A 23,756-nucleotide genomic window follows, 5' to 3' on the forward strand; every position below is an offset into this window, starting at 1 on the left:
CCTTGCAGACCGGCGCAGCCTACCATTTCAAGGTGTCGCTGCACTGCCTCCCACTTCATTCGCCGCCGCGCGCAGCTTCGGCAGCAGCCGCAGCATCAGCGCCATCTGGGTACGGATCAGCTGCAGTTTCGGGGGCATCTCGTCGGTGACCTGCTCGAGCTGTTCGGCCAGGGCGCGGTCGGCGTTGTTCGCGCTTTCATCGACGGGCTCGCGCCGTTCCAGTGCACCGGCGATCTCCTGCATGGCCTGCTGCACGCGTTCCCCACTGGAGCGTGCGAGCGGGTCCTGGGCGTAGCTGTCGAGCTGGGCGCGGTGCGCGCCCAGGGCAGACAGGTGGCCGAGCAGGGTGTTGGAGAGGGCGAGGAAGCGGAACCCGGCGTCGAGGTTGCCGCGCACGTGGCCCGGCTCGCGCAGCATGTTGGACAGGGCGGTGGAGAGGGCCACGTCGGCGTTGTGCATGTCGCGGCGAGCGACGCGGTAGGCGAGGTCGTCCTGCATGCCGCTGCCGTACTGGCCGAGCACGGCCTGCAGGTAGCCGGCGCAGCGCTGCAGGACGCGGGCCATGACCAGGTCAAGGCGGCGGCCCTGCCAGTCGGGCAGGATCAGGAAGGCCGCGGCGGCGGCGATGGCGCAGCCGAGCAGGGTGTCGACCAGGCGCGGCCAGATCAACAGGAAGCCGTCGCCGATCAGGTTGAAGCAGGTCAGGGCCATGACGGTGATGGCGGCGGAGGCGACCAGGTAGCGGTCGCTGCGGGTGAAGAAGAACAGCAGGGCCGAGAGCAGGGCGATCAGCAGTTCGATGCGCAGATCGTGGAACAGCTGCAGCAGGGCCCAGGTGAGGACGAGGCCGATCAGGGTGCCGGCGACGCGCTGGGCGAGGCGTTGCCGGGTGGCGCCGAAGCTGGGGCGGCAGACGAAGACGATGGTGAGCAGCACCCAGGAGCCGTTCTGGGTGTTGAACAGGCGGATGGCGATGAAGCCGACGATCAGGGCGATGGCCATGCGCAGGCCGTGGCGGAACAGCACCGAGCCGGGGGTGAGCTGCTGGCGGATGCGTACGCCCATTTCGCGCAGGGTGTGCGGGTTGGTGTCGCGCAGGCGGGTGTCGACGTTGTCGAGGGTGGATTCGGACTGGGCGGCTTCGGAGAGGCGGCGTTCGATGCTCTGCAGGTTGTGGCCGAGCAGGTCGAGCGAGGACAGCAGGCGCTGCCACTGGGGGTTGTGCTGGGCGCGCAGCCAGGCAAGGGAGTCGGTGAGGTCGGCGGTGGCCTGGCGGGTGCGCTCGCCGTAGTCGAAGGGGCGGCGCAGTCGGATGGCGGTGCCGAGGTTGGCGCAGGCGTCGCCCTGCAGGGCGAGCAGGCGCTGGCAGCGGTACAGGACGTCGCTGTGGAAGAAGGCGTCGGTGAGGGCGCCGTAGGGGTAGTGGGAGGAGCTGGCGCGTTCGTGGAAGTCCTGGGCCATGTAGTAGAGGCGCAGGTACAGGCCGGACTGGACGCCGGGACGGCCGGAGCGGCCGAAGCGGGCGAGGATCGCGGTCTTGGCGGTGTTGAGGGCGTCGACGACGCGGCGGTTCTGTTCGGCAAGGGCGAGCTGGCGTTTCTGGACGTCGGCGTCGCGGACCGGTTCGAACAGGTCGGCCTTGAGCTGGAGGTAGCGCCCGAGTTCGATGTAGAGGCGGGCGAGGCGTTCGCGAACGGGGCGGTTGGCGAACAGGGCGGTCCACAGGATGGACAGCAGGCCGTACCAGAGGGCGCCGGCGAGCAGGTGGCTGACGGCGGTGAAGGCCTGGGCGCGGTCGGCGGCGCCGTGCTGTTCGAGGCCGATCATGGTGTAGATGGCGAGGGTGACGGTGGCCTGGGCGATGGAGGCGTAGCGTTCGCCGAGGGCGCCGAGCAGGGTCAGGCTGAAGGTGGCAAGGGCAAGGGCGGCGATGAACAGCCAGGGCCAGGCGAACAGGTGGACGACGGCGGCAGCGGCGGCGATGAAGCAGAGCAGGGAGAGGGCGACGGACTTGGTCCGGCCCCACCAGTTGTCGTCGGTTTCGGCAATGGCGCTGGCGATGATGCCGAGGAACACGCCGGGCAGGGCGGGCAGCTGGTCGAGGTGCCAGCACACGCCCATGGCGGCAGACAACGCGATGAAGACCCGCAGGCCATAGCTGGCCTTCTCATGCGCCCACAGGCGGCTCAGGCGGGATTCTCGGGCAGACATGCGGACTCGTGGTGCGGGGCGTCTGCATTATTGCGTGTTTGCTATTGGGATCGTGCGAAGAGCAGCGTTTCCATTGCTACTGGCTGGGGCGGCGGCCGGGCTGCCCCGCTCCGGGACACGCCGCAAGTACGTCCATGTAGGCTGCTAGAAAACATCCATGTTTTCTAGCGTCCCTCCGGGGGCTACCCGGCCGCCGCCCCCACACTGGGTCGTGTGCGGTTGGAAACGGCAGACACGCATGGCGTGTCCCTACGCGGCACGGGACCATGCGCGATGTCGCCGGTAGGGTCGGTTCCCAAACGACCGCCGATAACATCCATCGGTTCTTTAACGCAGGGACCCAAAACGAAGGCGCCCTTAAAGATCGAACCGCACGCTCACCGCAAACGTACGCGGCAGGCCGATGCCTGCATTCGACCAATACTTTTTGTTGGCCAGGTTCTCCACGCTCGCACGCCACGTCACCGGATGTCCGTTGGCCTGCATGCGGTATCCCACGCCGGCATTGACCAAGGTGTAATCGGGCAGCTTCAGGGTGTTCTCGGCGTCGTAGTACACATCGCCGTAATAGCGGGCGAGTGCGTAAAGGCTCAGGCCTTCCACCTGCGGCACGCTGTAATCGGCGTGCACCACGCCGTTCCAGCGTGCGGCGCCGGCGGTGCGGTTGCCTTCCTGGGTGACGCTGTCGGGCGAGAGCTTGTCGTAGGTAGGGTCGAGCCAGGTGACGCCGCCGCCGAGGCTGAAGGCGTCGGTGAGGCGGACGTTGCCGCTGACTTCCACGCCTTCGTACAGGGTGATGCCGTCCTGCACGAGCAGCTTGCCAGCGCTGGTGAGGCGGTCGATGTTGGCGCCGCGTTCGAGGCGGAAGGCGGCGGCGTTGGCGTTCCAGCGCGGGTATTCGAGCTTGGCGCCGATCTCGAACTGCTTGCTGATGGTGGGGTCGAGCACGTCGCCGGCGTTGATGTAGTCGCTGCCGACGCGGCTGCCGGCTTCGAGGGATTCGACGTAGCTGGTGTACAGGGTGACTTCGTCGGCGGGCTTGTACATCACTGCGTAGGTCGGGGTGACCGGGTAGGTGTGGTAGCTGCCCTTGTTCTCGAAGTCGTTGTAGCGGGCGCCGGCGAGCAGGGACCAGCCGTGGCCGAAATCAACGGTGTCGCTGAGGAACACGGCCTGCTGGATGGTTTCGCTGCCGCGGGTCAGCTCATGCGAGCCTACCGCGTCGTGGCGCAGGGTGGGGCGCTGGTAGAGGTTGCCGCGGCCGATGGTGTTCCATTCGTACGGGCGGTCCCAGCCGAGGCCGGTCTGGTGCGAGACGCCGGCCACCAACTGGTGTGAGAGTGGGCCGGTCTGGAAGCGGCCCTGCACGATGGCCTGGGCGAGCTTCCATTCGCTCTTGCCGCCGAGTTCGTAGGCGTTGACGTCGTAGTCGCCGTTGACGTCATCGATGTAGGCGAAGATCTTGTTCACGTCGTTCCACGACGAGGTGTAGCCATAGCTCAGGCTGGCCTTCCAGTCGCTGTTGATCTGCCAGTTCAAGGCCGTGGACAGCAGGCTGGAACGGGTGTCGTAGAAAGTGCCCGGAATGGCGTTGTTGACGTCGCCGGCGATCGGGCGCGGCAGTTCGGTCAGGCCGATGAAGTAGTACTGCGGGGACTCCTCGCTCAGGTCGCGTTGCTGGAACACGCCGTCGAAGGTCCAGGTGAGGGTGTCGCTCAGGCGGGCGTCCAGCGACAGCGCGCCGACCTTGCGGTCGACCTCGCCACCGTTGAAGGTTTCGCCCTTCTCCTGGTAGGCGTTGAATCGGTAGCCGAACATGTCTTCGTTGCCGAAGCGGCCGCCTGCATCGACCTGGCCGCTGACGATGCCCTGTTCGCGCCAGCCGAGCTGGGCGGAGAAGGTCGGGGTGTCGGTGGGCTTCTTGGTGACGTAGTTGACGATGCCGCCGGGCTGGCCGAAGCCGTACATGAAACCGCCGGGGCCCTTCAGCAGTTCCACCTGCTCCATGACTTCCAGCGGCCATTCGGTGCCCCAGGAAGAGACCTGCAGGCCGTTGACGCGGTAGCTGTCGTAGCTGAGGTCGATGCCGCGGTTGCGGATCGGCGAGCTCCAGCCGCTGGCGTAGGCGCTGACCTGGGTGACCACCGAAGGGTCGGTCAGGAACGCTTCGCCGAGCGAGACGACCTGGCGCTTCTCGATGTCCTCGCGGCCGATCACCGAGATCGCGAACGGGGTGTCGCGCACGGGGCGGTCGCCGAGCGCGCCGGTGTCGGTGTGGGTGCGCTCGGCGGTGACCTTGATTTCATCCAGGTCGGTGGCGGCGCGGGACTGGGCATGGGCGGAGCAGGCAAGCGACAGCGAAAGCGCAAGCAGGGCCGGGCGCAGGGCCCGGCGCGGAAGAGCGGAAGCACGCATGTAGTGGGGGTCCTCTGCGGACAGCAGCACACCGTCCGCGATCGGTGGATGGCGGAAAGAAGAGGGCGTGGCTGAGTCGGGGCACTGCCCGCGGAAGGCGGAATCAGCGCGGTGCGCTAGGCGCGGCAGGACCGTGGCTGATGCGAATTGTTCTCTTTTGGACGTCTTGCGTCAAATGATTGTCATCTTCCGTCACGCGCGCGCTGCGCGCCGCAGGGCCACCTTCTCGCGACGCCGCGCCCGCCATCCGCGCCAATGCTGCTGCAGGCACGAGAAGATCACATACAGCGCCGGGGTGCTGAGCAGGGTCAGGCTCTGCGAGAACAGCAGGCCACCGATCATCGCGATGCCGAGCGGGCGGCGCAGTTCGCTGCCCTCGCCGAGTCCGATCGCCAGCGGTACCGCGGCCAGGATCGCGACCATGGTGGTCATCATGATCGGGCGGAAGCGCACGATGCTGGCTTCGCGCACCGCTTCCAGCGGACTCTTGCCATGCTCGCGCTGCGCCACCACCGCGAAGTCGATCATCATGATCGCGTTCTTCTTGACGATGCCGATCAGCAGCACCAGCGCGATCATCGAGATCACCGACAGCTCGGTGTTGGTCACGAACAGCGCCAGCAGCGCACCCACGCCCGCCGCCGGCAGGGTGGACAGGATGGTGACCGGGTGCACCAGGCTTTCATACAGCATGCCCAGCACCAGGTAGACGGTGATGATCGCGGCCAGGACCAGGATCAGCATCGAATTGGGATTGAGCTGCACGTTGAAACCGCCACCGTCGCTGATGCGGATGTCGCCGGGCAGGCGCAGGCCGTCCACGGTGGCCTTGATTATCGCGTCGCCCTCGCCGGAGCTCACCCCCGGGGCCAGGTTGTAGCTCAGGTCCATGGTGGTGTACTGGTTCTGGTGGGTGATCTGCGGCGGTGCCAACCCCGGTACCTGGCGGGCCACGGCGGTGATCGGGATCATCTCGCCGTTGCCGGCGCGCACGTGGATCTCATCGAGCGCGCGCGGGGTCGCGGTCTGCTCGGGCAGCGCGTTGACCACCACGCTGTACTGGTTGATGTCCGAATAGATGGTGGAGATCTGGCGCTGGCCGAACGCGCCATACAGGGCGCCGTCGATGGCACCGACCGACACGCCCAGGCGCGCGGCCTTGGCGCGGTCGATCTCGATGTTCTGGCGCAGGCCGGCGGTGTCCACGTCGGTGCCGACGTCGCGCAGCATCGGGTTCTTCTTCAGCGCGGCCTGTACCTTGGGCAACCATTCCTGCAGCTGGGCAAGGTCATTGCCCTGCAGCGACACGCGGTACTGCGCGCCTTGGCTGTTGCCGCCACCGCCGTCGCTGGGCAGGTCCTGGATGGCGCGCAGGCGCAGTTCCAGGTCCGGGTAGCGGTCGGCCTTGGCGCTCAACCGCGCCAGCGCCTCCGCGGTGGTCTCGCGTCGCCCTTCCTTGCGGGTCTTCAGCTCGATGTTGAACTGCGCGCTGGAGCCCTGGCGGCCGCTGCCCAGGCGTACGCCCACGGTCTTCACCGCCGGGTCGGCCATCAGCATGTCGGTGATGCGGCGCTGGCGGTTGACCATGTCCTCGAACGAGACGGTGGCGCTGGAGTTGGCCCGGCCCCAGATCAGGCCGGTGTCCTGCGGCGGGAACGAGCCCTTCTTGACCGCGCCGGCCAGCATCACCGTGGCCACGATCAGCAGGATCGGGGTCAGCGACAGCAGCAGCGCGTGGCGCAGCGAAAAATCCAGGCACACCGTGTAGATGCGCAGCATGCGGTCGTGGCCGGCATCGAGGAAACGCCCGATCCGCGACGGCTTTTCCGGCTCGGCATGCGCGCTCAGGAAGCGGCTGCACAGTGCGGGGGTCAGGGTCAGCGAGACGATCATCGAGACCACGATCGCCGCCACCAGGGTCACGGTGAATTCGCGGAAGAATGCGCCGACCATGCCGCTGGCGAACAGCAGCGGAATGAACACCGCCACCAGCGAGGCGGTGATCGAGACGATGGTGAAGCCGATCTCGCGCGCACCGGTCAACGCCGCCTGCATGCGCGGCATGCCTTCGTCGAGGTGGCGCATGATGTTCTCGATCACCACGATCGCATCGTCGACCACGAATCCGATCGCGATCACCAGCGCCAGCAGGCTCAGGTTGTTCAGGGTGAAACCGAACACGTACATCACCAGCGCAGCACCGGCCAGCGACAGCGGCACGGTGATCGCCGCGATCAGGGTCGGTGCCAGCCGGCGCAGGAACAGCGCCATGGTCAGGATCACCATCGCCAGGCTGATCAGCAGGGTGATCTGCACTTCGTGCAGCGACGAGCGGATGGTCGGGGTGCGGTCGAAGTACGGGGTGAGCGTGGTGCCCGGTTGCAGGTAGTCGCGCAGCATCGGTATCTGCGCCTTGACCCTATCCACGGTCTCCACGATGTTGGCGCCGGCGCGGGTGAACACATACATCACCACCGCCGGTTTGTGGTCGAACCAGGCCGCCTGATAAGCGTCCTGCTGGCCGTCGTAGACGTTGGCCACGTCCTTCAGGCGGATCACCCGGCCATCGTCCTGGGTCTTGATCACCAGGTTGGCGAAGTCGGCCGCGCGCGCCACCGAGTCGTTGGCGATGATGGCGGTGGTGGTGTTGCCATCGCTGAGGAAGCCGGTGGGCGAGGTGACGTTGGCCGCGCGCACCGCGTTGCGCAGGTCGTCCGGGGTGAGGTTGAGCGCGTTGAGCAGGCGCAGGTTGACGTCCACGCGCACGGCGGGCGTAGACGCGCCGGCGATATCCACCGACGACACGCCGCTGATCTGGCGGATACGCTGGGCCAGCAGCGAGTCGGCCACGTTGTACAGCTCGTCGGCCGACTGCGTCTGCGAGGTCAGTGCGATCGCGATCACCGGATCGTCGTTCGGGTTGGCCTTCTGGAACATCGGTGAGCCAAGCCCGGAAGGCAGGTCGGCCTGCGCGGAATTGATCGCGGTCTGCACGTCCAGTGCGGCCGAGTCGATGTCGACCCCGCTCTGGAAGACCATGAACACCAGCGAGCTGCCTTCGGAACTGGACGAGCGCATCTGGTCCACGCCAGGCAGCTGGCCGAGGTGGCGTTCCAGCGGTGCGGTGACCGTGGACGCCATGGTGGTGGCGTCCGCGCCGGACTGGCTGGCATGCACGAAGATCACCGGAATCTGGATGTTCGGCAGCGCCGACACGCCCAGCTTCAGGTAGCACATCAGGCCGACCACGAACAGGCCGATGGCCAGCAGCGCGGTGCCGATCGGGCGGCGGATGAACGGGCCGGAGATGTTCACGCGTGGTCCTGGGCGGTGCCGTTGCGCAACGCGCGCTGTTCACGGCGCTGGCGCAGCCACTCGGAGTAGCGCTCCATGTACAGGTAGATCACCGGCGTGGTGTACAGCGTGACCAGCTGCGAAATCAGCAGGCCGCCGACGATGGCGATGCCGAGCGGACGGCGCAGTTCCGAACCGATGCCGGTGCCCAGCGCCAGCGGCAGCGCGCCGAGCATGGCCGCGGCGGTGGTCATCATGATCGGGCGGAAGCGCAGCAGGCAGGCGCGGCGGATCGCTTCGTGCGCGTTGGCACCGGCCCGGCGTGCCTCGATGGCGAAGTCCACCATCATGATGCCGTTCTTCTTGACGATGCCGATCAGCAGCACGATGCCGACGATGCCGTCCACCGACAGGCTCAGCCCGCACACCATCAGCGCCAGCAGCGCGCCCACGCCGGCCGGGGGCAGGGTGGAGATGATCGTGATCGGGTGGATGTAGCTTTCGTACAGCACGCCGAGCACGATGTAGATCACCACCAGCGACGCCAGCAGCAGCCACACCACGTCGGTCTGGCTGCCGGTGAACTCGGCGGCCTTGCCGATGAACTGCGCATGCACCTGCGACGGCATGTCCAGGCTGGCCTTGGTCTCTTCGATCGCCTTGACCGCATCGGACAGCGAGTAGCCCGGCGCGATGTTGAACGACACCGTCACCGCCGGCAGCTGCTGCTGGTGGCTGACCACCAGCGGCGTGCTGGTGACCTTGCCTTCGGCCAGCGCCGCCAGCGGGATGATGTTGCCCGCGCCGACCGGAATGCCGGTGTTCTGCGCACCGATGCCGGTGGCGGTGGACGAGTTGGACGAGGTGACCTGGCCGAAGTTGGTGGCATTGCTGCCGGTCAGCGCGCCGGCGCCGTTGGAGGCGACCGCGAGCTGGTTCATCAGCGCGGTGCTGGTGCGGAATTCCGGGGCGACTTCCAGCACCACGCGGTACTGGTTGAGCTCGGTGAAGATGGTGGAGATCTGGCGCTGGCCGAACGCATCGTACAGGGTGTCGTCGATGGTCTGCATCGGCACGCCCAGCACGCTCGCCTTGTCGCGGTCGATGGTCAGCTCAAGGGCGCGGCCCTGGTTGGACAGGTTGTTGTCCACGTCGGCCAGTTCCGGACGCTGGCGCAGCGCCTCGGTCAGGCGGGTGGCCTGCAGCGCAACCTGCGCGCTGTCCACGTCCGACAGCGAGTACTGGTACTCGGTAGCGGCGACGCGGGTGTCCAGGGTCACGTCCTGCACCGGCTTGAGGTACAGCGCCACACCCGGAATGCCGGCCACCGCCTGCTGCAGGCGCGGCAGGATGTCGTCCAGGCCGTCACGGTCGCCGCGCTCCTTGAGCACGATCGACAGCTGGCCCTGGTTGAGCGTGGGGTTCATGCTGCCGGCGCCGATGAAGGCGGCCACGCCGGTCACTGCCGGGTCCTTGCGCAGTGCTTCAGCCACCGCCTGGGTGCGCTGTTCCATCTGCGGGAAGGCGATGTTCTGGTCGGCCTGGACCACGCCGGTGATCAGCCCGGTGTCCTGTTCGGGCAGCAGGCCCTTGGGGATCACGATGTACAGCACCACGGTCAGCACCAGCGCGCCTGCAGCAACCGCCAGGGTCAGGCGCTGGTGTTCCAGCACCCAGTCCAGGCTCTGCTCGTACAGGCCGACAGTGCGGCTCCACACGGTCTGCTTGCCGGCCGCGTTGGCCCGCTCGTGCGCGTCTTCGCCTTCGGGCAGCGCGTCGGGCTTGAGCAGGTAGGCGCACATCATCGGGGTGAGGGTCAGCGAGATCAGCATCGACAGCACCACCGCGATGCTCAACACCCATGCGAACTCGTGGAATAGCCGCCCGGTCACGCCCGGCATCAGCAGCAGCGGCAGGAACACGGCCACCAGCGAGACGGTCAGCGACAGCACGGTGAAGCCGATCTGGCGTGCGCCGATCTCGGCCGCTTCCGGACCGCTCTTGCCCTGTTCGATGTAGCGCACGATGTTCTCGATCATCACGATCGCATCGTCGACCACGAAGCCGGTAGCCACTACCAGCGCCATCAGCGAGAGGTTGTCCAGCGACATGCCGGCGAACGCCATCACCCCGAACGTGCCGGCCAGCGACAACGGGACCGCGACAGACGGAATGATGGTGGCCCACAGACGACGCAGGAACACGAAGATCACCGCCACCACCAGGCCGATGGTGAGGATCAGGGTGAACTGCACTTCATGCACCGAGGCGCGGATGGTTTCGGTGCGGTCGGAGAACACCTCCAGGTGCACGTCGGCCGGCAGTACGTTCTGCAGCTGCGGCATCAGCGCACGGATGCGCTCGACCGTCTGCACGATGTTGGCGCCAGGTTGGCGGCGGATCTCCAGCAGCACCGCCGGCTTGCCGTCGGCCCAGGCCGCCAGCTGGTCGTTCTCGACCCCGTCGATCACCTCGGCCACGTCCGACAACCGCACCGGCGCACCGTTCTTGTAGCTGATGATGGTTTCGCGGTACTCGGCGGCGCTGGTCAGCTGGTCGTTGGTGCCGATGCTGTAGGACTGGGTCTTGCCGTTGAGCGAGCCCTTGGGCGCGTTGACGTTGGCCTGGGTCAGCGCGCTGCGCAGGTCTTCCAGGGTCAGACCCATGTTGGACAGCTGCGCCGGGTTGACCTGGATGCGCACGGCCGGTCGCACGTTGCCGGCAATCGAGACCAGGCCCACGCCCTGCACCTGCGAGAGGCGCTGGGCCAGGATCGAGTCGGCGTAGTTGTTCACATCGCGCAGCGGGCGCGTGTCGGAGGTGAGCTTGAGCGTGATGATCGCTGCGTCGGCCGGGTTCACCCGGTTGTAGACCGGCTGGTAGGGCAGCGACGAGGGCAGGGTGGCCTGGCGGATCGCCGCCTGCACGTCCTGCGCGGCGATGTCGATATCGCGGTCCATCGAGAACTGCAGGATGATCGTGGACAACCCCGCCGAGGAATCGGAGGTCATCAGCTCCAGCCCGGAGATCTGCCCGAACTGGCGCTCCAGCGGCGTGGTCACCAGCGAGGCCATGGTGGTGGCGTTCGCACCTGGGTACTGGGTGGTCACCACCAGGCTGGGCGCGTCGATTTCCGGCAGCGCCGACACCGGCAGCTGGCGATAGCCGAGAATGCCGAGCAGCAGCAGGCCCGCCATCAACAGCGAGGTGGCGATGGGGCGGCGGATGAAGATCGTCGAAAAGCCCACGGGCGGATCCTTGCTGTTACGTCACACGGCGATGCAGGAAACGAACGCCGGCCAACCCGCCGGCGTCGCGGACACGGGGCGCGCGGTCAGCGCGGGCCGCCGCCACGGCGACCACCGCCGCCTTGCTTCTGCGCGGCGGCCTTGAGCTCGGCCTCGGTCGGGGCGGCCGGGGTTTCGCCGGGCTTCAACGCGGTGACCTTGCTGCCCGGCTTGAGCCGGAACTGGCCTTCGCTGACCACGCGCTCGCCGCCCTTCAGGCCTTCGGTGACCTGTACGTGGCTGTCGCCCACTTCCACGCCGCTCTTCACGGTCTGCATGGCCACCGTGTTGTCCGGCTTGACGATATAGACGTACTCGCCGTCCGGGCCGCGCATCACTGCCTGGGTGGGAATGACCACGCCTCCGGCAATCGTGCGCAGCTGCATGCGCACGTTGACGAACTGGCCGGGCCACAGGCTGTTGTCCTTGTTGTCGAACAGGGCGCGGGCACGGAAGGTGCCGCTGTCGCTGCTGATCTGGTTGTCCACCACGTCCAGGGTGCCGCCGTCGGTGAGCACATGGGCGTCGTTGCGGTCCAGCGCGGCAATGGTCACCGGGCCGGCCTGCTGCGCCTGGCGCACCTCCGGCAGCTGGCGTTCGGGCAGGTTGAACACCACGTGGATCGGGTGGACCTGGGTCAGAGTGACAATCGCGGTACCGGCGCTGACCACGTTGCCGGCGTCGACCGCACGGATGCCGGCGATGCCGGAGATCGGCGCGGTCACCTTGGTGTACTGCAGCTGCACCTGGGCCGCGCGCATGCTGGCTTCGTTGGCGGCGACCGCGCTTTCGTACTGGGCCACCTGGTTGCGCTGGGTGTCCAGGTCGGTCTTGGCGACGTACTGGCGGTACTCGGGCGAATTGGAGCGCTGGAAGTTGGAGCGGGCCGTGGCGAGCTGCGCCTGGTTCTGCTTCTTGGCAGCGGCGGCTTCGTCATAGCTGGCCTGCAGCGTGCGCGGGTCGATCTGCGCCAGCAGGTCGCCCTGCTTCACTTCCTGGCCTTCCTTGAAGTTGATGCTGAGCAGCTGGCCGCCGACCTGCGGGCTGACGGTCACGGTGTTCATCGCGGCCACCGTGCCCAGCGCGCTGGCGTACACCGGCACGTCCTGGCGGGCGGCGTCGATCACGGTCACCGGGACCGGGCCAGTGTCGCGCTCGCCGTCCTTGCCGGCCTCGGTCTTCGGGCCGCCCTCGGCGTCCTTTGCCTTGCCGCCGCCGAGCATGCGCATGCCGACCAACCCCACCACCAGCACTGCGATCACCAGCAGCACGATCTTCCAGAAACGCGACATTCAAAAACTCCTGAGGCTGGCGAAGGGCTTGGCCCGGTTGGCAGGTACGAAGGATACCCGCCGGGCGTGATCCTGAATGCATGACGGATGGGACGGGCGGTCAGACCCGCGCAGCCCCGTGAGGTTCCCCCGATACGGGGATATTCGCGGTAGAAGCCCACCCCAGTCGGCTTTCCCAACCCACACGGATGCCCTACATTCAGGTTAATCGACCTTTGGCACCCCCTCGGAGACCCGCATGCCCCGTCTGTCGCTGTTGCTGTCCGCCCTGCTGCTCGCCTCGCCCGCGCTGGCCGCCGCCGCCCCGGCCGAGCGCCCGGAAGTCACCGCCGCCGCGGCCCGCCTGCAGGCCCAGGTGGTGCAGTGGCGCCGCGACTTCCACCAGCACCCGGAACTGTCCAACCGCGAGGAGCGCACCGCCGCCAAGGTCGCCGAACAGCTGCGTGCGATGGGCCTGAAGCCGAAGACCGGCATTGCCCACCATGGTGTCGTCGCGATCATCAAGGGCGGCAAGCCCGGGCCACGCATCGCCCTGCGTGCCGACATGGACGCGCTGCCGGTGACCGAACAGACCGGGCTGCCGTTCGCCTCCAAGGCCACCAGCACCTACCGCGGCGAGACGGTCGGGGTGATGCATGCCTGCGGCCACGACGCGCACACCGCGACCCTGCTTGGCGTGGCCGACGCGCTGGTCAAGATGAAGGCCAACCTGCCCGGCGAAGTGATGCTGATCTTCCAGCCCTCCGAGGAAGGCGCGCCGGCACCGGAAGAGGGCGGTGCCGCGCTGATGCTCAAGGAAGGCCTGTTTGCCGACTTCAAACCGGACGCGGTGTTCGGCCTGCATGTGTTCTCCAGCGTCCAGGCCGGACAGATCGCGGTCCGTGGCGGCCCGCTGATGGCCGCGTCGGACCGGTTCGGGATCAAGGTGATCGGCCGCCAGACGCATGGTTCGGCGCCGTGGAACGGGGTCGACCCGATCGTGGCCACCGCCGACCTGGTCGGCACCGCGCAGACCATCGTCAGCCGTCGTTCCAACATCTCCAAACAGCCGGCCGTGGTGTCCTTCGGCGCCATCAAGGGCGGCATCCGCTACAACATCATCCCTGATGAAGTGGAAATGGTCGGCACCATCCGCACCTTCGACGAGGGCATGCGCCAGCAGATCTTCGCCGACCTGCGCAACGTGGCCGAGCACACCGCCGCCGCGCATGGCGCGAAAGCGGAGACCGAAATCTTCGAAGCCGAGGGCAACCCCGCCACGGTCAACGACCCGGCGCTGACCGCGCGCATGCTGCCCAGCCTGCAGGCCGTGGTGGGCGAGGCCAACGTGTACGAACCGCCGCTGCAGATGGGCGCCGAAGACTTCTCGCTGTATGCCCAGCAGGTGCCGGGCATGTTCTTCTTTGTGGGCTCGACCAGCGAAGGCATCGACCCGGCCACCGCCCCGGCCAACCATTCCCCGAAGTTCCTGCTGGACGAGAAAGCGCTGGATGTGGGGTTGCGGGCGCTGCTGCAGGTGTCTTTGGACTTCCTCAACGCGCCGGCAACCTGATTACTGGCGGATTTCCCGCACCGTCCGCGCCGGCGCTTCGATGCCGGCGCTGGCCCGCCACGGGTTGATGTCCAGCCCGCCGCGGCGGGTGTAGCGCGCTTCCACCTCCAGCCATTCCGGCTGGCAGCGCTGGGTGATCTCGTTGAATATCCGTTCCACGCACTGTTCGTGGAACTCTGCGTGTTCGCGGTAGCTGACCAGGTAGCGCAGCAGGCCTTCGCGGTCGATGCGCGGGCCGCGATAGCGCACGCTCACAGTGGCCCAGTCCGGCTGCCCGGTGACCGGGCAGTTGGATTTGAGCAGGGCCGAGCTCAGGGTCTCGGTCACTACCTGGCCGGCATTGGCCGACAGGTACTCCGGCGCGGGCGGGCCGTAGCGTTCGATCGCCACCTCCAGTTCGTCCAGCGACTCGCCCTCGGCCCCGTCCACCAGCGGCGGCACCCCGAACACCACGTTCACCACCGCCCCGGCACAGGCCGACAGGTCGCCGGCAATCCGCTGGCGGGCCTGGTCGTCGTCGTCGAAGCGCGTGCTGTTGAGCGAGTTGAGGTACAGCTTGAAGGACTTGGATTCGATCAGGTTCGGCGAAGTGCACGGCACGCTGACCGTCGCCACCGCTACCCGTGGCTTGCCGCGCCGGTCCAGCCAGCTCAGCTCATACGCCTGCCAGCGGTCGTGGCCGACGAACGGCAGGTTGGCCTCGTCCACTCCTATTTCTTCGCGCGCGGCGCGGCGGGGAATCGGGAAGAGCAGGGCGGGATCGTACTGGGAGGGGTAAGCGACCTCGCGACCGAGGCTGGAGTCCTGGGGGGTATTCATGCGGCCATTTTAGCGTGGGCAATCGCTCTCCCGGGCCCTGTTCAGAAAAGCACCCGAATCCTTCACATCCGCGCCATGCCCCATTAACACGGCCTGTGACACCGTGCGATCCAGGTTGTCATATCCAGAAAGGAGCGCGTGGATGAGTACCGACAAGAAAGCCGATTTCTCCGGTGTCAAAGCCAGCGTCGATACCACTGCAGAAAAGGTGGAGAAGGCCGATTTCTCCGGCGTGACCGCCTCGGTAGACACCACGGCTGAAAAGGTGGGGGGCAGTACCTATACCGTACAGAAGGGCGACTCGCTGTCGAAGATCGCCAAGCACGAGCTGGGCGACGCGAACGCCTGGAATCGCATTTTCGAGGCGAACAAGGACATCCTGGACGACCCGGACAAGATCCAGCCCGGCCAGGTCCTGAAGATTCCGTCGAAATCCTGATCCCACCCGAACTGCACGCTACCTATTCCCAGGGAGGAATTCCATGAAGAAGACGTCCATCAGTACCGCCGTTCTTGCCGCCCTGCTGGCCACCGCCGCGCTGGCCGGCTGCAAGAAGAAGGAAGACACCGCCGACAACAACGCCCAGCCGGCCGCGCCGGTAGCGATGGCGCCGGCAGAACCGGCCGCGCCGCAGCCGATGACGGCGGCCGCGCCGGTGAATGTCTCCGCCGTCAGCGTGGGCAAGACCGCCGCCGCCGACAAATCGGTTGCGCCGACCGCGTCGTTCGGGCCGAAGGACATCATCATCGTCTCGATCCGCACCGACGGCACTGCCAACAACGCCAACGTCGGCGCCAAGTTGACCTACCAGGATGGCCAGGTGGCGGGCGAACAGAGCCAGGCACTGAACACCACCGGTGCCGAGACCACCAACATCAGCTTCACGAATGCCAGTGGCTGGCCGGCGGGCAAGTACCGCGCGGAAGTCATGGTAGATGGTAAGGCGGCCGGAACGCCGCAGGAGTTCGAGGTCAAGTAAGTCCCGCCGACTCTCTCCCGGCACGGGCTCACGATGGACGCAGCCGCGAGGCTGCGTCTTTTTTATTGGCCAGTACCTTTGCGTATGGCGCCGCTTTGCTCCCCGGGTCCGAAATCGCGACAATGAGGGGGTTACCCGGAGAGCATCAGACCCCCATGTCGAACACGCCCAAGATTCTGTACACGCTTACCGATGAAGCCCCGTTCCTGGCGACGCAGTCGCTGCTGCCGATCGTCGAGGCCTACACTGCCACCGCCGGCATTGCCGTGGAAACCCGTGATATCTCGCTGTCCGGCCGCATCCTGGCGCTGTTCCCGGACTTCCTGAAGGACGACCAGAAGGAAGCCGACCACCTGGCCGAGCTGGGCCAGCTGGCGACCACCCCGGACGCCAACATCATCAAGCTGCCGAACATCTCCGCCTCGGTGCCGCAGCTGAAGGCGGCCATCAAGGAACTGCAGGACCAGGGTTACCCGCTGCCGGATTACCCGGAAACCCCGGCCGACGACCAGCAGCGCGACTACAAGGCGCGCTACGACAAGGTCAAGGGCAGCGCGGTGAACCCGGTGCTGCGCGAAGGCAACTCCGACCGCCGTGCACCGCTGTCGGTGAAGAACTACGCGCGCAAGCACCCGCACCGCATGGGCGCCTGGGCGTCGGATTCGAAGTCGCACGTCGCGCACATGGCCGCCGGTGATTTCTACGGCAGCGAGAAGTCGGCCACCCTGGCCAACGCCGGTGCGCTGAAGATCACCTTCCACGGCAACGACGGCAGCACCGTCGTGCTGAAGGAAAAGACCGCGGTCAAGGCGGGCGAGATCGTCGATGCTGCCGTGATGAGCCGCAAGGCGCTGGCCGCGTTCATCGCTGAGCAGATCGCCGATGCCAAGGCCCAGGGCGTGCTGTTCTCGCTGCACCTGAAGGCGACCATGATGAAGGTCTCCGACCCGATCATGTTCGGCGTGGCCGTCAACGAGTTCTACAAGGACGTGCTGGCCAAGCACGCCGACGTGCTGAAGCAGGCCGGTTTCGATGCCAACAACGGCATCGGTGACCTAGCCGCGCGCCTGCCGTCGCTGCCGGAAGCCACCCGCGCCGCCATCGAAGCCGACCTGGCTGCCGAGTACGCACAGCGTCCGGGCGTGGCCATGGTCAATTCGGACAAGGGCATCACCAACCTGCACGTGCCGAGCGACGTGATCGTCGACGCCTCGATGCCGGCGATGATCCGCGACTCCGGCAAGATGTGGAATGCCGAAGGCAAGCTGCAGGACACCAAGGCGGTCATTCCGGACCGCTGCTACGCCGGCGTGTACCAGGCCGTCATCGACGACTGCAAGGCGCACGGTGCCTTCGACCCGGCCACCATGGGCTCGGTGCCGAACGTCGGCCTGATGGCGCAGAAAGCCGAAGAATACGGCTCGCACGACAAGACCTTCCAGATCGCTGCCGATGGCGTGGTCAAGGTCACCGACGATGCCGGCACCGTGGTGTTCGAGCACGCTGTGGAAGCCGGTGACATCTGGCGCATGTGCCAGACCAAGGACGCGCCGATCCAGGACTGGGTCAAGCTGGCCGTCGAGCGCGCCCGCCTGAGCAGCACCCCGGCCGTGTTCTGGCTGGATGCCGCCCGCGCCCACGACGCGCAGGTCATCGCCAAGGTCGAGCAGTACCTGAAGAACCACGACACCAACGGCCTGGACATCCGCATCCTGCCGCCGGTGGAAGCGACCGCGTTCTCGCTGGACCGCATCCGCAAGGGCGAGGACACCATCTCGGTGACCGGCAACGTGCTGCGCGACTACCTGACCGATCTGTTCCCGATCATGGAGCTGGGCACCAGCGCCAAGATGCTGTCGATCGTGCCGCTGATGGCCGGTGGTGGCCTGTTCGAGACCGGTGCCGGTGGTTCGGCCCCGAAGCACGTGCAGCAGTTCGTCGAAGAGGACTACCTGCGCTGGGATTCGCTGGGTGAATTCCTGGCCCTGGCTGCTTCGCTGGAGCACCTGGGCAACCGCTACGACAACGCCGGTGCCAGCGTGCTGGCACGCACCCTGGACCAGGCCAACGGCCAGTTCCTGGACAACGACAAGTCGCCGTCGCGTAAGCTGGGTGGCATCGACAACCGCGGCAGCCACTTCTACATCGCGCTGTACTGGGCCCAGGCCCTGGCCGCGCAGGATGACGACGCCGCGCTGAAGGCCCGCTTTGCCCCGCTGGCCAAGGCGCTGACCGACAACGAGCAGGCCATCGTGGCCGAGCTGATCGCCGCGCAGGGCAAGCCGGTGGACATCGGCGGTTACTACCGCCCGGACGTGGCCAAGGCCAGCAAGGCGATGCGCCCGAGCGAGACCTTCAACGCGGCCCTGGCAGCGCTGTAAGGTTCGACCCCCGCTACTGTGGTGATCGACGGAAAACCCGCGCCCCGGCGCGGGTTTTTTGTTGGCAATCGCATTTCCGACAGCAGGACTACATCGCGGTGCTGCGCCAGCACGCCGCCGACGTACCGGCGGTGATCGGCGTTTCCCGCCTGGACCTGCCGCCATCATTCGACCTGGAATCGAGGCCTGGAGTGCACCGGTCACCGTGCGGTGGCCGGTGCAGGCCGGAATGGCGACATTCCCGGGCAGGGCCCGGCGCTACAATGGCGCCGGTCCTTCCGGTTGCCCTGCATGCCTGTTGCCGATTCCCACGATGAAGTTGCGCTGGCCGCGTCCCTCGCCCTGCTGGTACGCGTGGGATTCGAGGACTATCACGCGCGCTTTTCCAGCATCACGCGGCGCGCGCGGATGCGCTTTGAAACCCGTGACTGGAGCGGTGCGCAGGGCGACGCGGTGGAGCGTATCGGGCTGTACGACCGCTGCATTGCCGAGACCGTGGATGCGCTGCGGCGTGCCGCCGGCGAGGCGGTAGGCAGGCGCAGCCTCTGGCTGCGTGTCCACGCCGCGTACGCCGGTCTGGTCGGCGGGCTGATCGACGCCGAGCTGTACAAGACCTTCTACAACACGTTGGCGCGACGCCTGTTCGCCACCGAAGGCGTGGATCCCGACGTTGAGTTCATGGCGCTGGACGTTGAACCGTCCGATGCCATCACCCATCCGGTCGCACGGCACACCTATGCGGTGTCCACCACGCGCCCGGTGGAGGCGTTCATGCGGGTGCTGGGCGACTATCGTTTCGAGGTGCCGTACGCGCACCAGCTCCGCTGTGCCGCCGCGATCGCAGTGCGCCTGCAGGATGACCTGCAGCATTGGGGTACGCATCCGGTGCGCAGCATCGAACTGCTCGACACCGTGTTCTACCGTGAGCGCCGTGCCTATCTGGTTGGGCGGGTGTTCGGCGAGCACCGCTTTTCGCCGTGCGTGATAGCACTCGTCAACGACGGCGCCGGCCTGCGTGCCGAGGCGGTGCTGACCCGTCGCCGTGACGTGGCGCACCTGTTCGGTGTGTCGCGCAGCTACTTCCAGGCCGACCTGGCCACGGTGGGCGACGCGGTGGTGTTCCTGCGCAGCCTGCTTCCGGCCAAGCCCATCGATGAAATCTACACCGTGCTGGGCCGTGCCAAGCAGGGCAAAACCGAACGCTACCGCACCTTCTTCCGTCACTTCCTGGACCACCCCGACGAACAGCTGGTGCACGCCGAAGGCACGCCCGGCATGGTCATGGCGGTGTTCACCCTGCCCAGCTATCCGCTGGTGTTCAAGCTGATCCGTGATCGCTTCGCCTGGCCCAAGAGCATGACCCGCCACCAGGTGGAAGAGAAGTACGCCCTGGTGTTCAACCTGGACCGCGTGGGCCGGCTGCTGGACGCGCAGCCCTACCGCCACCTGCGCTTCCCGAAATCGCGCTTCTCCGCGGCGCTGCGCGAGGAGCTGCTCACCCAGTGCGCCGCCAGCGTGCGCGAAGAAGGCGACAGCCTGGTGATTGCGTTGTGCTACGTGCAGCGGCGCTTCCGCCCGCTCAACCTGTACCTGCGCGAGCAGACCGCCGACGCGCGCCGTGCAGCGGCATTGGATTACGCGCAGGCGATCACCGACATGGCGCGCAACAACATCTTCCCCGGCGACATGTTGCCGAAGAATTTCGGGGTTTCGCGGCATGGACGCGCGGTGTTCTACGACTACGACGAGCTGTGCCTGGTCAGCGACTGCGTGTTCCGCGCGTGGCCGCAACCCCGCAATGCCGATGAAGCGATGGCCGACGAGCCGTGGTTCCATGTAGGCCCGCGCGATGTGTTTCCTGAGCGGTTCGCGCCGTTCATGGGGCTGCCCGCCGTCGAATTGGCAGCGGTCCGCGAACACCATGCGCACCTGTTCGATCCGCTGTGGTGGCAGGGGCTGCAGGCCCGTTTCGCGGCGGGGGATCATCCCGACACCCTGCCATACGCGGACACCCACCGGCTGGCGTGATTTCCTCCTGACACACGGGTGGGGTACCCTCGGGGTTCATCACAAGGAGCAGGTGAGATGCGCTATTCCCCCCTTCTGGCCGTTGCCCTCGCCTTCGGCGGCAGCGGGCTGGTCGCGAGCAGTGACACTGCCGCACAGAACGCACGCGAAGTGCGGCAGACCGCCGAAGCCAGCATGACGCTGGGCGGCACGATCGATATCGGCAGCGAAGGGCAGGTGACCGGCTTTGCGCTGTCGCATGCCGACAAGGTGCCGGCCGACCTGGCCGCATTCGTTACCCGCCAGGTGCAGGCATGGCGTTTCGAGCCGATGCGCGTGGACGGTGCTGCGGTGTCGACCCAGACCCCGGTCATCCTGCGCCTGGTGCAGCAGCCTGACCCGAGCGGCGACGGCGCGCAGGTACGCGTAACCGGCGCCAGTTTCGCCAAGTACGATCCGAATGACACCAGCCGGGTCACCATCGTCGCCCGGCCCGCACCGGTCTACCCGAAGGACGTGGCCGCGATGCGCGGCCGTGGTGATGTGTTGATGCTGCTCAAGGTGGCACGCGATGGCAGCGTGGCCGATGTGTTCACCGAGCAGGTCAACCTGCACGTGGTCGGCAAGGAACGGCAGATGCGTGCCATGCGCGACTCGCTCGCGCGTGCCTCTGAAACCGCTGCGCGGACCTGGACCTTCCGCCCACCGACTACCGGCGCTGCCAAGGACGCAGAGTCGTGGAACGTGCGCGTGCCGGTGCGTTACTCGATGGGCGTGTCCCGCATGGACCGCTACGGCGTATGGGAAGCCTATATTCCGGGCCCGCACGAGCGCGCGCCGTTCAGCAAGGCCCGGGCAGATGCGAATGCCGCGCCGGACCTGCTGGCCGATGGCGGCATCTACATGGCCGACCTCGATGACGGTCCGCGCCTGCTGACCCCGCTGGGCGGTTGACGGCCGATCAGTCCGATCGTTGATAGAGCAGATGGATTGGCAACGGGCGTACCGGCGGGCTAGCCTTGTCCGGTCGCTCACAAGGAGAAGTGCAATGCGTAGTTCACTCTGTCTGGCGTTGGCGCTCGCTGCAGGCGGCGGCCTGCTTGCCGCAACACTGCCTGCCGCAGCGCGGACGCATGCGGAAGTCCGCAGGACCGCCGAAGGCAGCATGGTGTTGACCGGCCAGATCAACATCGGCCTGGAAGGCGAGGTTGAGGGGTTCACTCTCGACCAGCGTGAGAAGGTGCCCGCCAACATGGCGGACTTCGTCGACCGCTCCGTAAAGACCTGGCGCTTCGAACCGATCGTGCGTGATGGCAAGCCAGTGCATGCGCGCACGCAGGTGTCGATTCGTCTGCTGGCCCAACCCGGCGTGGATGGCAACGACAGGGTGACGCTGGATGCGGCCAACTTTGGCGAGTACGACCAGACCAGCACCGACCACGTCACCAGCGTGGCGCTGCCGCGGCCTGTGTTTCCGTCGCTGGCCCAGGACCTTGGGGGCAGTGGCGATGTGATGCTGCTGGTCCAGGTGGGCCGGGACGGCAAGGTGATGGACGTGATCGCCGAGCAGGTCAACCTGCGCGTGGTGGGCGATGAACGCCGCATGCAGAAGCTGCGCGAGGCCTTTGCGCGGCAGAGCGTGAACACCGCACGCCGCTGGACCTTCCGTGCGCCCACCACCGGCGACGCCGTGGACGAGCCGTTCTGGACGGTACGCGTGCCGGTGAGCTACGACTTCAATGAGGTCAATCGCGCTTACGGGAAGTGGAACGTCTACATTCCCGGCCCGCGTGCGAAGGCCTCGTGGCGTACGGCCGAACAGGGCGAAAAAGACCTGGCCGGCCTGCTGCCCGCCGGCGGCGTCTACATGGCCGATGCCGACAACGGGCCGCGCCTGCTCACCCCTCTGGGCGGTTGATTACCCCTGCGCCGGGCCGTCCGGCGCCGGGTACACCACGGTGCGGTTGCGGCCCTGTTCCTTGGCCATGTACAGGGCCTTGTCGGCCAGGCGCAGCGCCTGGTGCGGGTCTTCGTGGTAGCTGGGGTAGTGGGCCACGCCCAGCGACACCGTCACCGTACCCACCTCGTCGAACACCTCCGCTTCCACCTGCAGGCGCAGGCGCTCGGCGATGGCCGCGCTGGCCGCGACGTCGATGCCCGGCAGCAGGATCAGGAATTCCTCACCGCCGTTGCGGCACAGCAGGTCGGTGTCGCGCGAGTCGTCGCGCATGATCTGTGCGATGCGCAGGATCACCGCGTCGCCCACGGCGTGGCCGAAGCGGTCGTTGATGGTCTTGAAGCGGTCGATGTCCAGCGCGACGATGCCGAACGGCTGCCCGCGCGCCTGCCAGTCTTCCAGCCCTTCCTGCAGGCCACGGCGATTCTGCAGGCCGGTGAGCGGGTCGGTCATGCTGGCGCGGCTGAGCTTGCCGATGCGGTCCTGCAGCAGGTTGAAGCTGTACAGCAGCGCCTGCTTGAGGTGAGCGGCCTCGTAGTACCACGCGCGGATGCCGCTGACATGGCGGATGGCGATGCCGGTGTCGCGGTTCTGCACGTTGCGCGCCATCTGCCACAGCGGCAGCGAAATGCGCCGCGCGAACCACCAGGTGACCAGCAGCGACAGCACGCCCAGTGGAATGGCATTCCAGATCACTGCCTTCATCAGCCGCGACAACGGGGCCAGGGTGGCGGCGGTGGGGCGCTGCGCCACCACGCCCCAACCGACGCTGGGCACCGGCGCGTAGCCGGCGAGCATCAGCACGCCATGGCTGTTGCGCACTTCCTGCGCCCCCGAGTGGCCCTGGCTCACGGCCTTGACTGCTGGATTCTCCAGCGCGAACTGCCCCACCCGGGACGGCTCGATGTGGTACAGGATGCGGCCGTTGCGATCGACCACGTACAGGTAAGAACCGTCGCGGTAGTAGTGCTTGCCAAGCAGGCTCTGCAGGATGCTGCGTTCGCGGAGGTAGATGGTGCCACTGACGTAACCGCGGTACTCGCCCTGTGCGTCGAAGATGGGGTGTGAGATCGCCACCAGCAGGCGCCCGGTGGCCGACTGGTAGGGATCGCTGATGTACGGCTCGCGACGTTTCAGTGCTTCGCTGTTGCCCTGGCTCTTGAGCGTTATGCCGGTGAGCGCCAGGCTCAGCGGCGAGGTGGCCAGCACCGTGCCGGCCGGGTCCACGATCAGCACCGAATTGAAGCTGTTGGTCTGCAGCTGCAGGCGCGCGGCGTAGGCTTCAAGTCCGGCGCGGTCATGGTTCTGCCTGCCCAGCTCGGTGGCGGCGTAGGCCAGCTGCTGCTGGGCCGAGAGCACGAAGTTCTGGGTACTCTCGGCCAGCTTGCTGGCGTAGACCCGGTTGGACTCCAGCGTGGTGCCGATCAGCTGCTCACGCTGGACGCGGTAACTGGCATGCAGGGTGTTGGCCAGGGCGACCAGCGCGCTGAGCAGCGCAAGCGCCAGGATCAGCTTGCCCAGATTGAGGCGGGACGACAGCAAAGGCATGGACAGGGCTACC

General features: G+C 67.0%; 14 protein-coding genes. 7 read left to right on the plus strand and 7 right to left on the minus strand.

Annotated features, from left to right (window positions below):
* Positions 1 to 27: 27 nt before the first annotated feature.
* The 5 genes from yccS to RYM47_RS01365 form a co-directional block, all read right to left on the minus strand.
* Positions 28 to 2,211, minus strand: coding sequence for a YccS family putative transporter (yccS, locus tag RYM47_RS01345; RefSeq protein ID WP_315385550.1), 2,184 nt, complete (start codon positions 2,209 to 2,211; stop codon positions 28 to 30).
* Between the two features lie 357 nt (positions 2,212 to 2,568).
* Entirely contained in the window at positions 2,569 to 4,626 is a 2,058-nt protein-coding gene (locus RYM47_RS01350; RefSeq protein WP_315385552.1) for a TonB-dependent receptor, read from the minus strand.
* Between the two features lie 192 nt (positions 4,627 to 4,818).
* On the minus strand, positions 4,819 to 7,941 hold the full coding sequence (locus RYM47_RS01355) for an efflux RND transporter permease subunit (RefSeq protein WP_315385554.1): 3,123 nt from the start codon (positions 7,939 to 7,941) through the stop codon (positions 4,819 to 4,821).
* On the minus strand, positions 7,938 to 11,168 hold the full coding sequence (locus RYM47_RS01360) for an efflux RND transporter permease subunit (protein WP_315385556.1): 3,231 nt from the start codon (positions 11,166 to 11,168) through the stop codon (positions 7,938 to 7,940). The genes RYM47_RS01355 and RYM47_RS01360 overlap by 4 nt, the downstream gene beginning before the upstream one ends.
* A gap of 86 nt (positions 11,169 to 11,254) precedes the next feature.
* The gene (locus RYM47_RS01365; protein ID WP_315385557.1) at positions 11,255 to 12,499 is read right to left on the minus strand and encodes an efflux RND transporter periplasmic adaptor subunit; all 1,245 of its coding nucleotides are present in this window, start codon (positions 12,497 to 12,499) and stop codon (positions 11,255 to 11,257) included.
* Between the two features lie 238 nt (positions 12,500 to 12,737).
* Here RYM47_RS01365 and RYM47_RS01370 point away from each other — a divergent pair, with 238 nt between their 5' ends.
* Positions 12,738 to 14,051 carry a M20 family metallopeptidase gene (locus RYM47_RS01370; protein WP_315385558.1) on the plus strand — a complete coding sequence of 438 codons (1,314 nt, stop codon included), beginning with the start codon at positions 12,738 to 12,740 and terminating at the stop codon, positions 14,049 to 14,051.
* On the opposite strand, the gene queF is transcribed toward RYM47_RS01370, so the two are convergent.
* Positions 14,052 to 14,870, minus strand: a complete 819-nt coding sequence (queF, locus tag RYM47_RS01375) for an NADPH-dependent 7-cyano-7-deazaguanine reductase QueF (RefSeq protein WP_315385559.1) — start codon at positions 14,868 to 14,870, stop codon at positions 14,052 to 14,054.
* 142 nt (positions 14,871 to 15,012) lie between these two features.
* On the opposite strand from queF, the gene RYM47_RS01380 reads away from it, so the two are divergent.
* The 6 genes from RYM47_RS01380 to RYM47_RS01405 all read left to right on the plus strand — a co-directional run bounded on the left by RYM47_RS01380 (position 15,013) and on the right by RYM47_RS01405 (position 22,156).
* Complete coding sequence (locus tag RYM47_RS01380; protein WP_315385560.1) at positions 15,013 to 15,309, plus strand: LysM peptidoglycan-binding domain-containing protein; 297 nt, start codon at positions 15,013 to 15,015, stop codon at positions 15,307 to 15,309.
* A gap of 43 nt (positions 15,310 to 15,352) precedes the next feature.
* The gene (locus RYM47_RS01385) at positions 15,353 to 15,850 is read left to right on the plus strand and encodes a hypothetical protein (RefSeq protein ID WP_315385561.1); all 498 of its coding nucleotides are present in this window, start codon (positions 15,353 to 15,355) and stop codon (positions 15,848 to 15,850) included.
* 155 nt (positions 15,851 to 16,005) lie between these two features.
* The gene (locus tag RYM47_RS01390) at positions 16,006 to 18,231 is read left to right on the plus strand and encodes an NADP-dependent isocitrate dehydrogenase (RefSeq protein WP_315385563.1); all 2,226 of its coding nucleotides are present in this window, start codon (positions 16,006 to 16,008) and stop codon (positions 18,229 to 18,231) included.
* A gap of 291 nt (positions 18,232 to 18,522) precedes the next feature.
* The gene (aceK, locus tag RYM47_RS01395; RefSeq protein ID WP_315385565.1) at positions 18,523 to 20,259 is read left to right on the plus strand and encodes a bifunctional isocitrate dehydrogenase kinase/phosphatase; all 1,737 of its coding nucleotides are present in this window, start codon (positions 18,523 to 18,525) and stop codon (positions 20,257 to 20,259) included.
* 57 nt (positions 20,260 to 20,316) lie between these two features.
* Complete coding sequence (locus RYM47_RS01400) at positions 20,317 to 21,192, plus strand: energy transducer TonB (RefSeq protein ID WP_315385566.1); 876 nt, start codon at positions 20,317 to 20,319, stop codon at positions 21,190 to 21,192.
* Positions 21,193 to 21,286: 94 nt separating this feature from the next.
* Positions 21,287 to 22,156 carry an energy transducer TonB gene (locus tag RYM47_RS01405; protein WP_315385568.1) on the plus strand — a complete coding sequence of 290 codons (870 nt, stop codon included), beginning with the start codon at positions 21,287 to 21,289 and terminating at the stop codon, positions 22,154 to 22,156.
* On the opposite strand, the gene RYM47_RS01410 is transcribed toward RYM47_RS01405, so the two are convergent.
* Positions 22,157 to 23,743, minus strand: a complete 1,587-nt coding sequence (locus RYM47_RS01410) for a sensor domain-containing diguanylate cyclase (protein ID WP_315385569.1) — start codon at positions 23,741 to 23,743, stop codon at positions 22,157 to 22,159. It abuts the gene before it with no gap.
* Positions 23,744 to 23,756: the final 13 nt, after the last annotated feature.

The organism is uncultured Stenotrophomonas sp. (assembly GCF_963519125.1).
In the GTDB taxonomy this organism is placed as follows: domain Bacteria; phylum Pseudomonadota; class Gammaproteobacteria; order Xanthomonadales; family Xanthomonadaceae; genus Stenotrophomonas.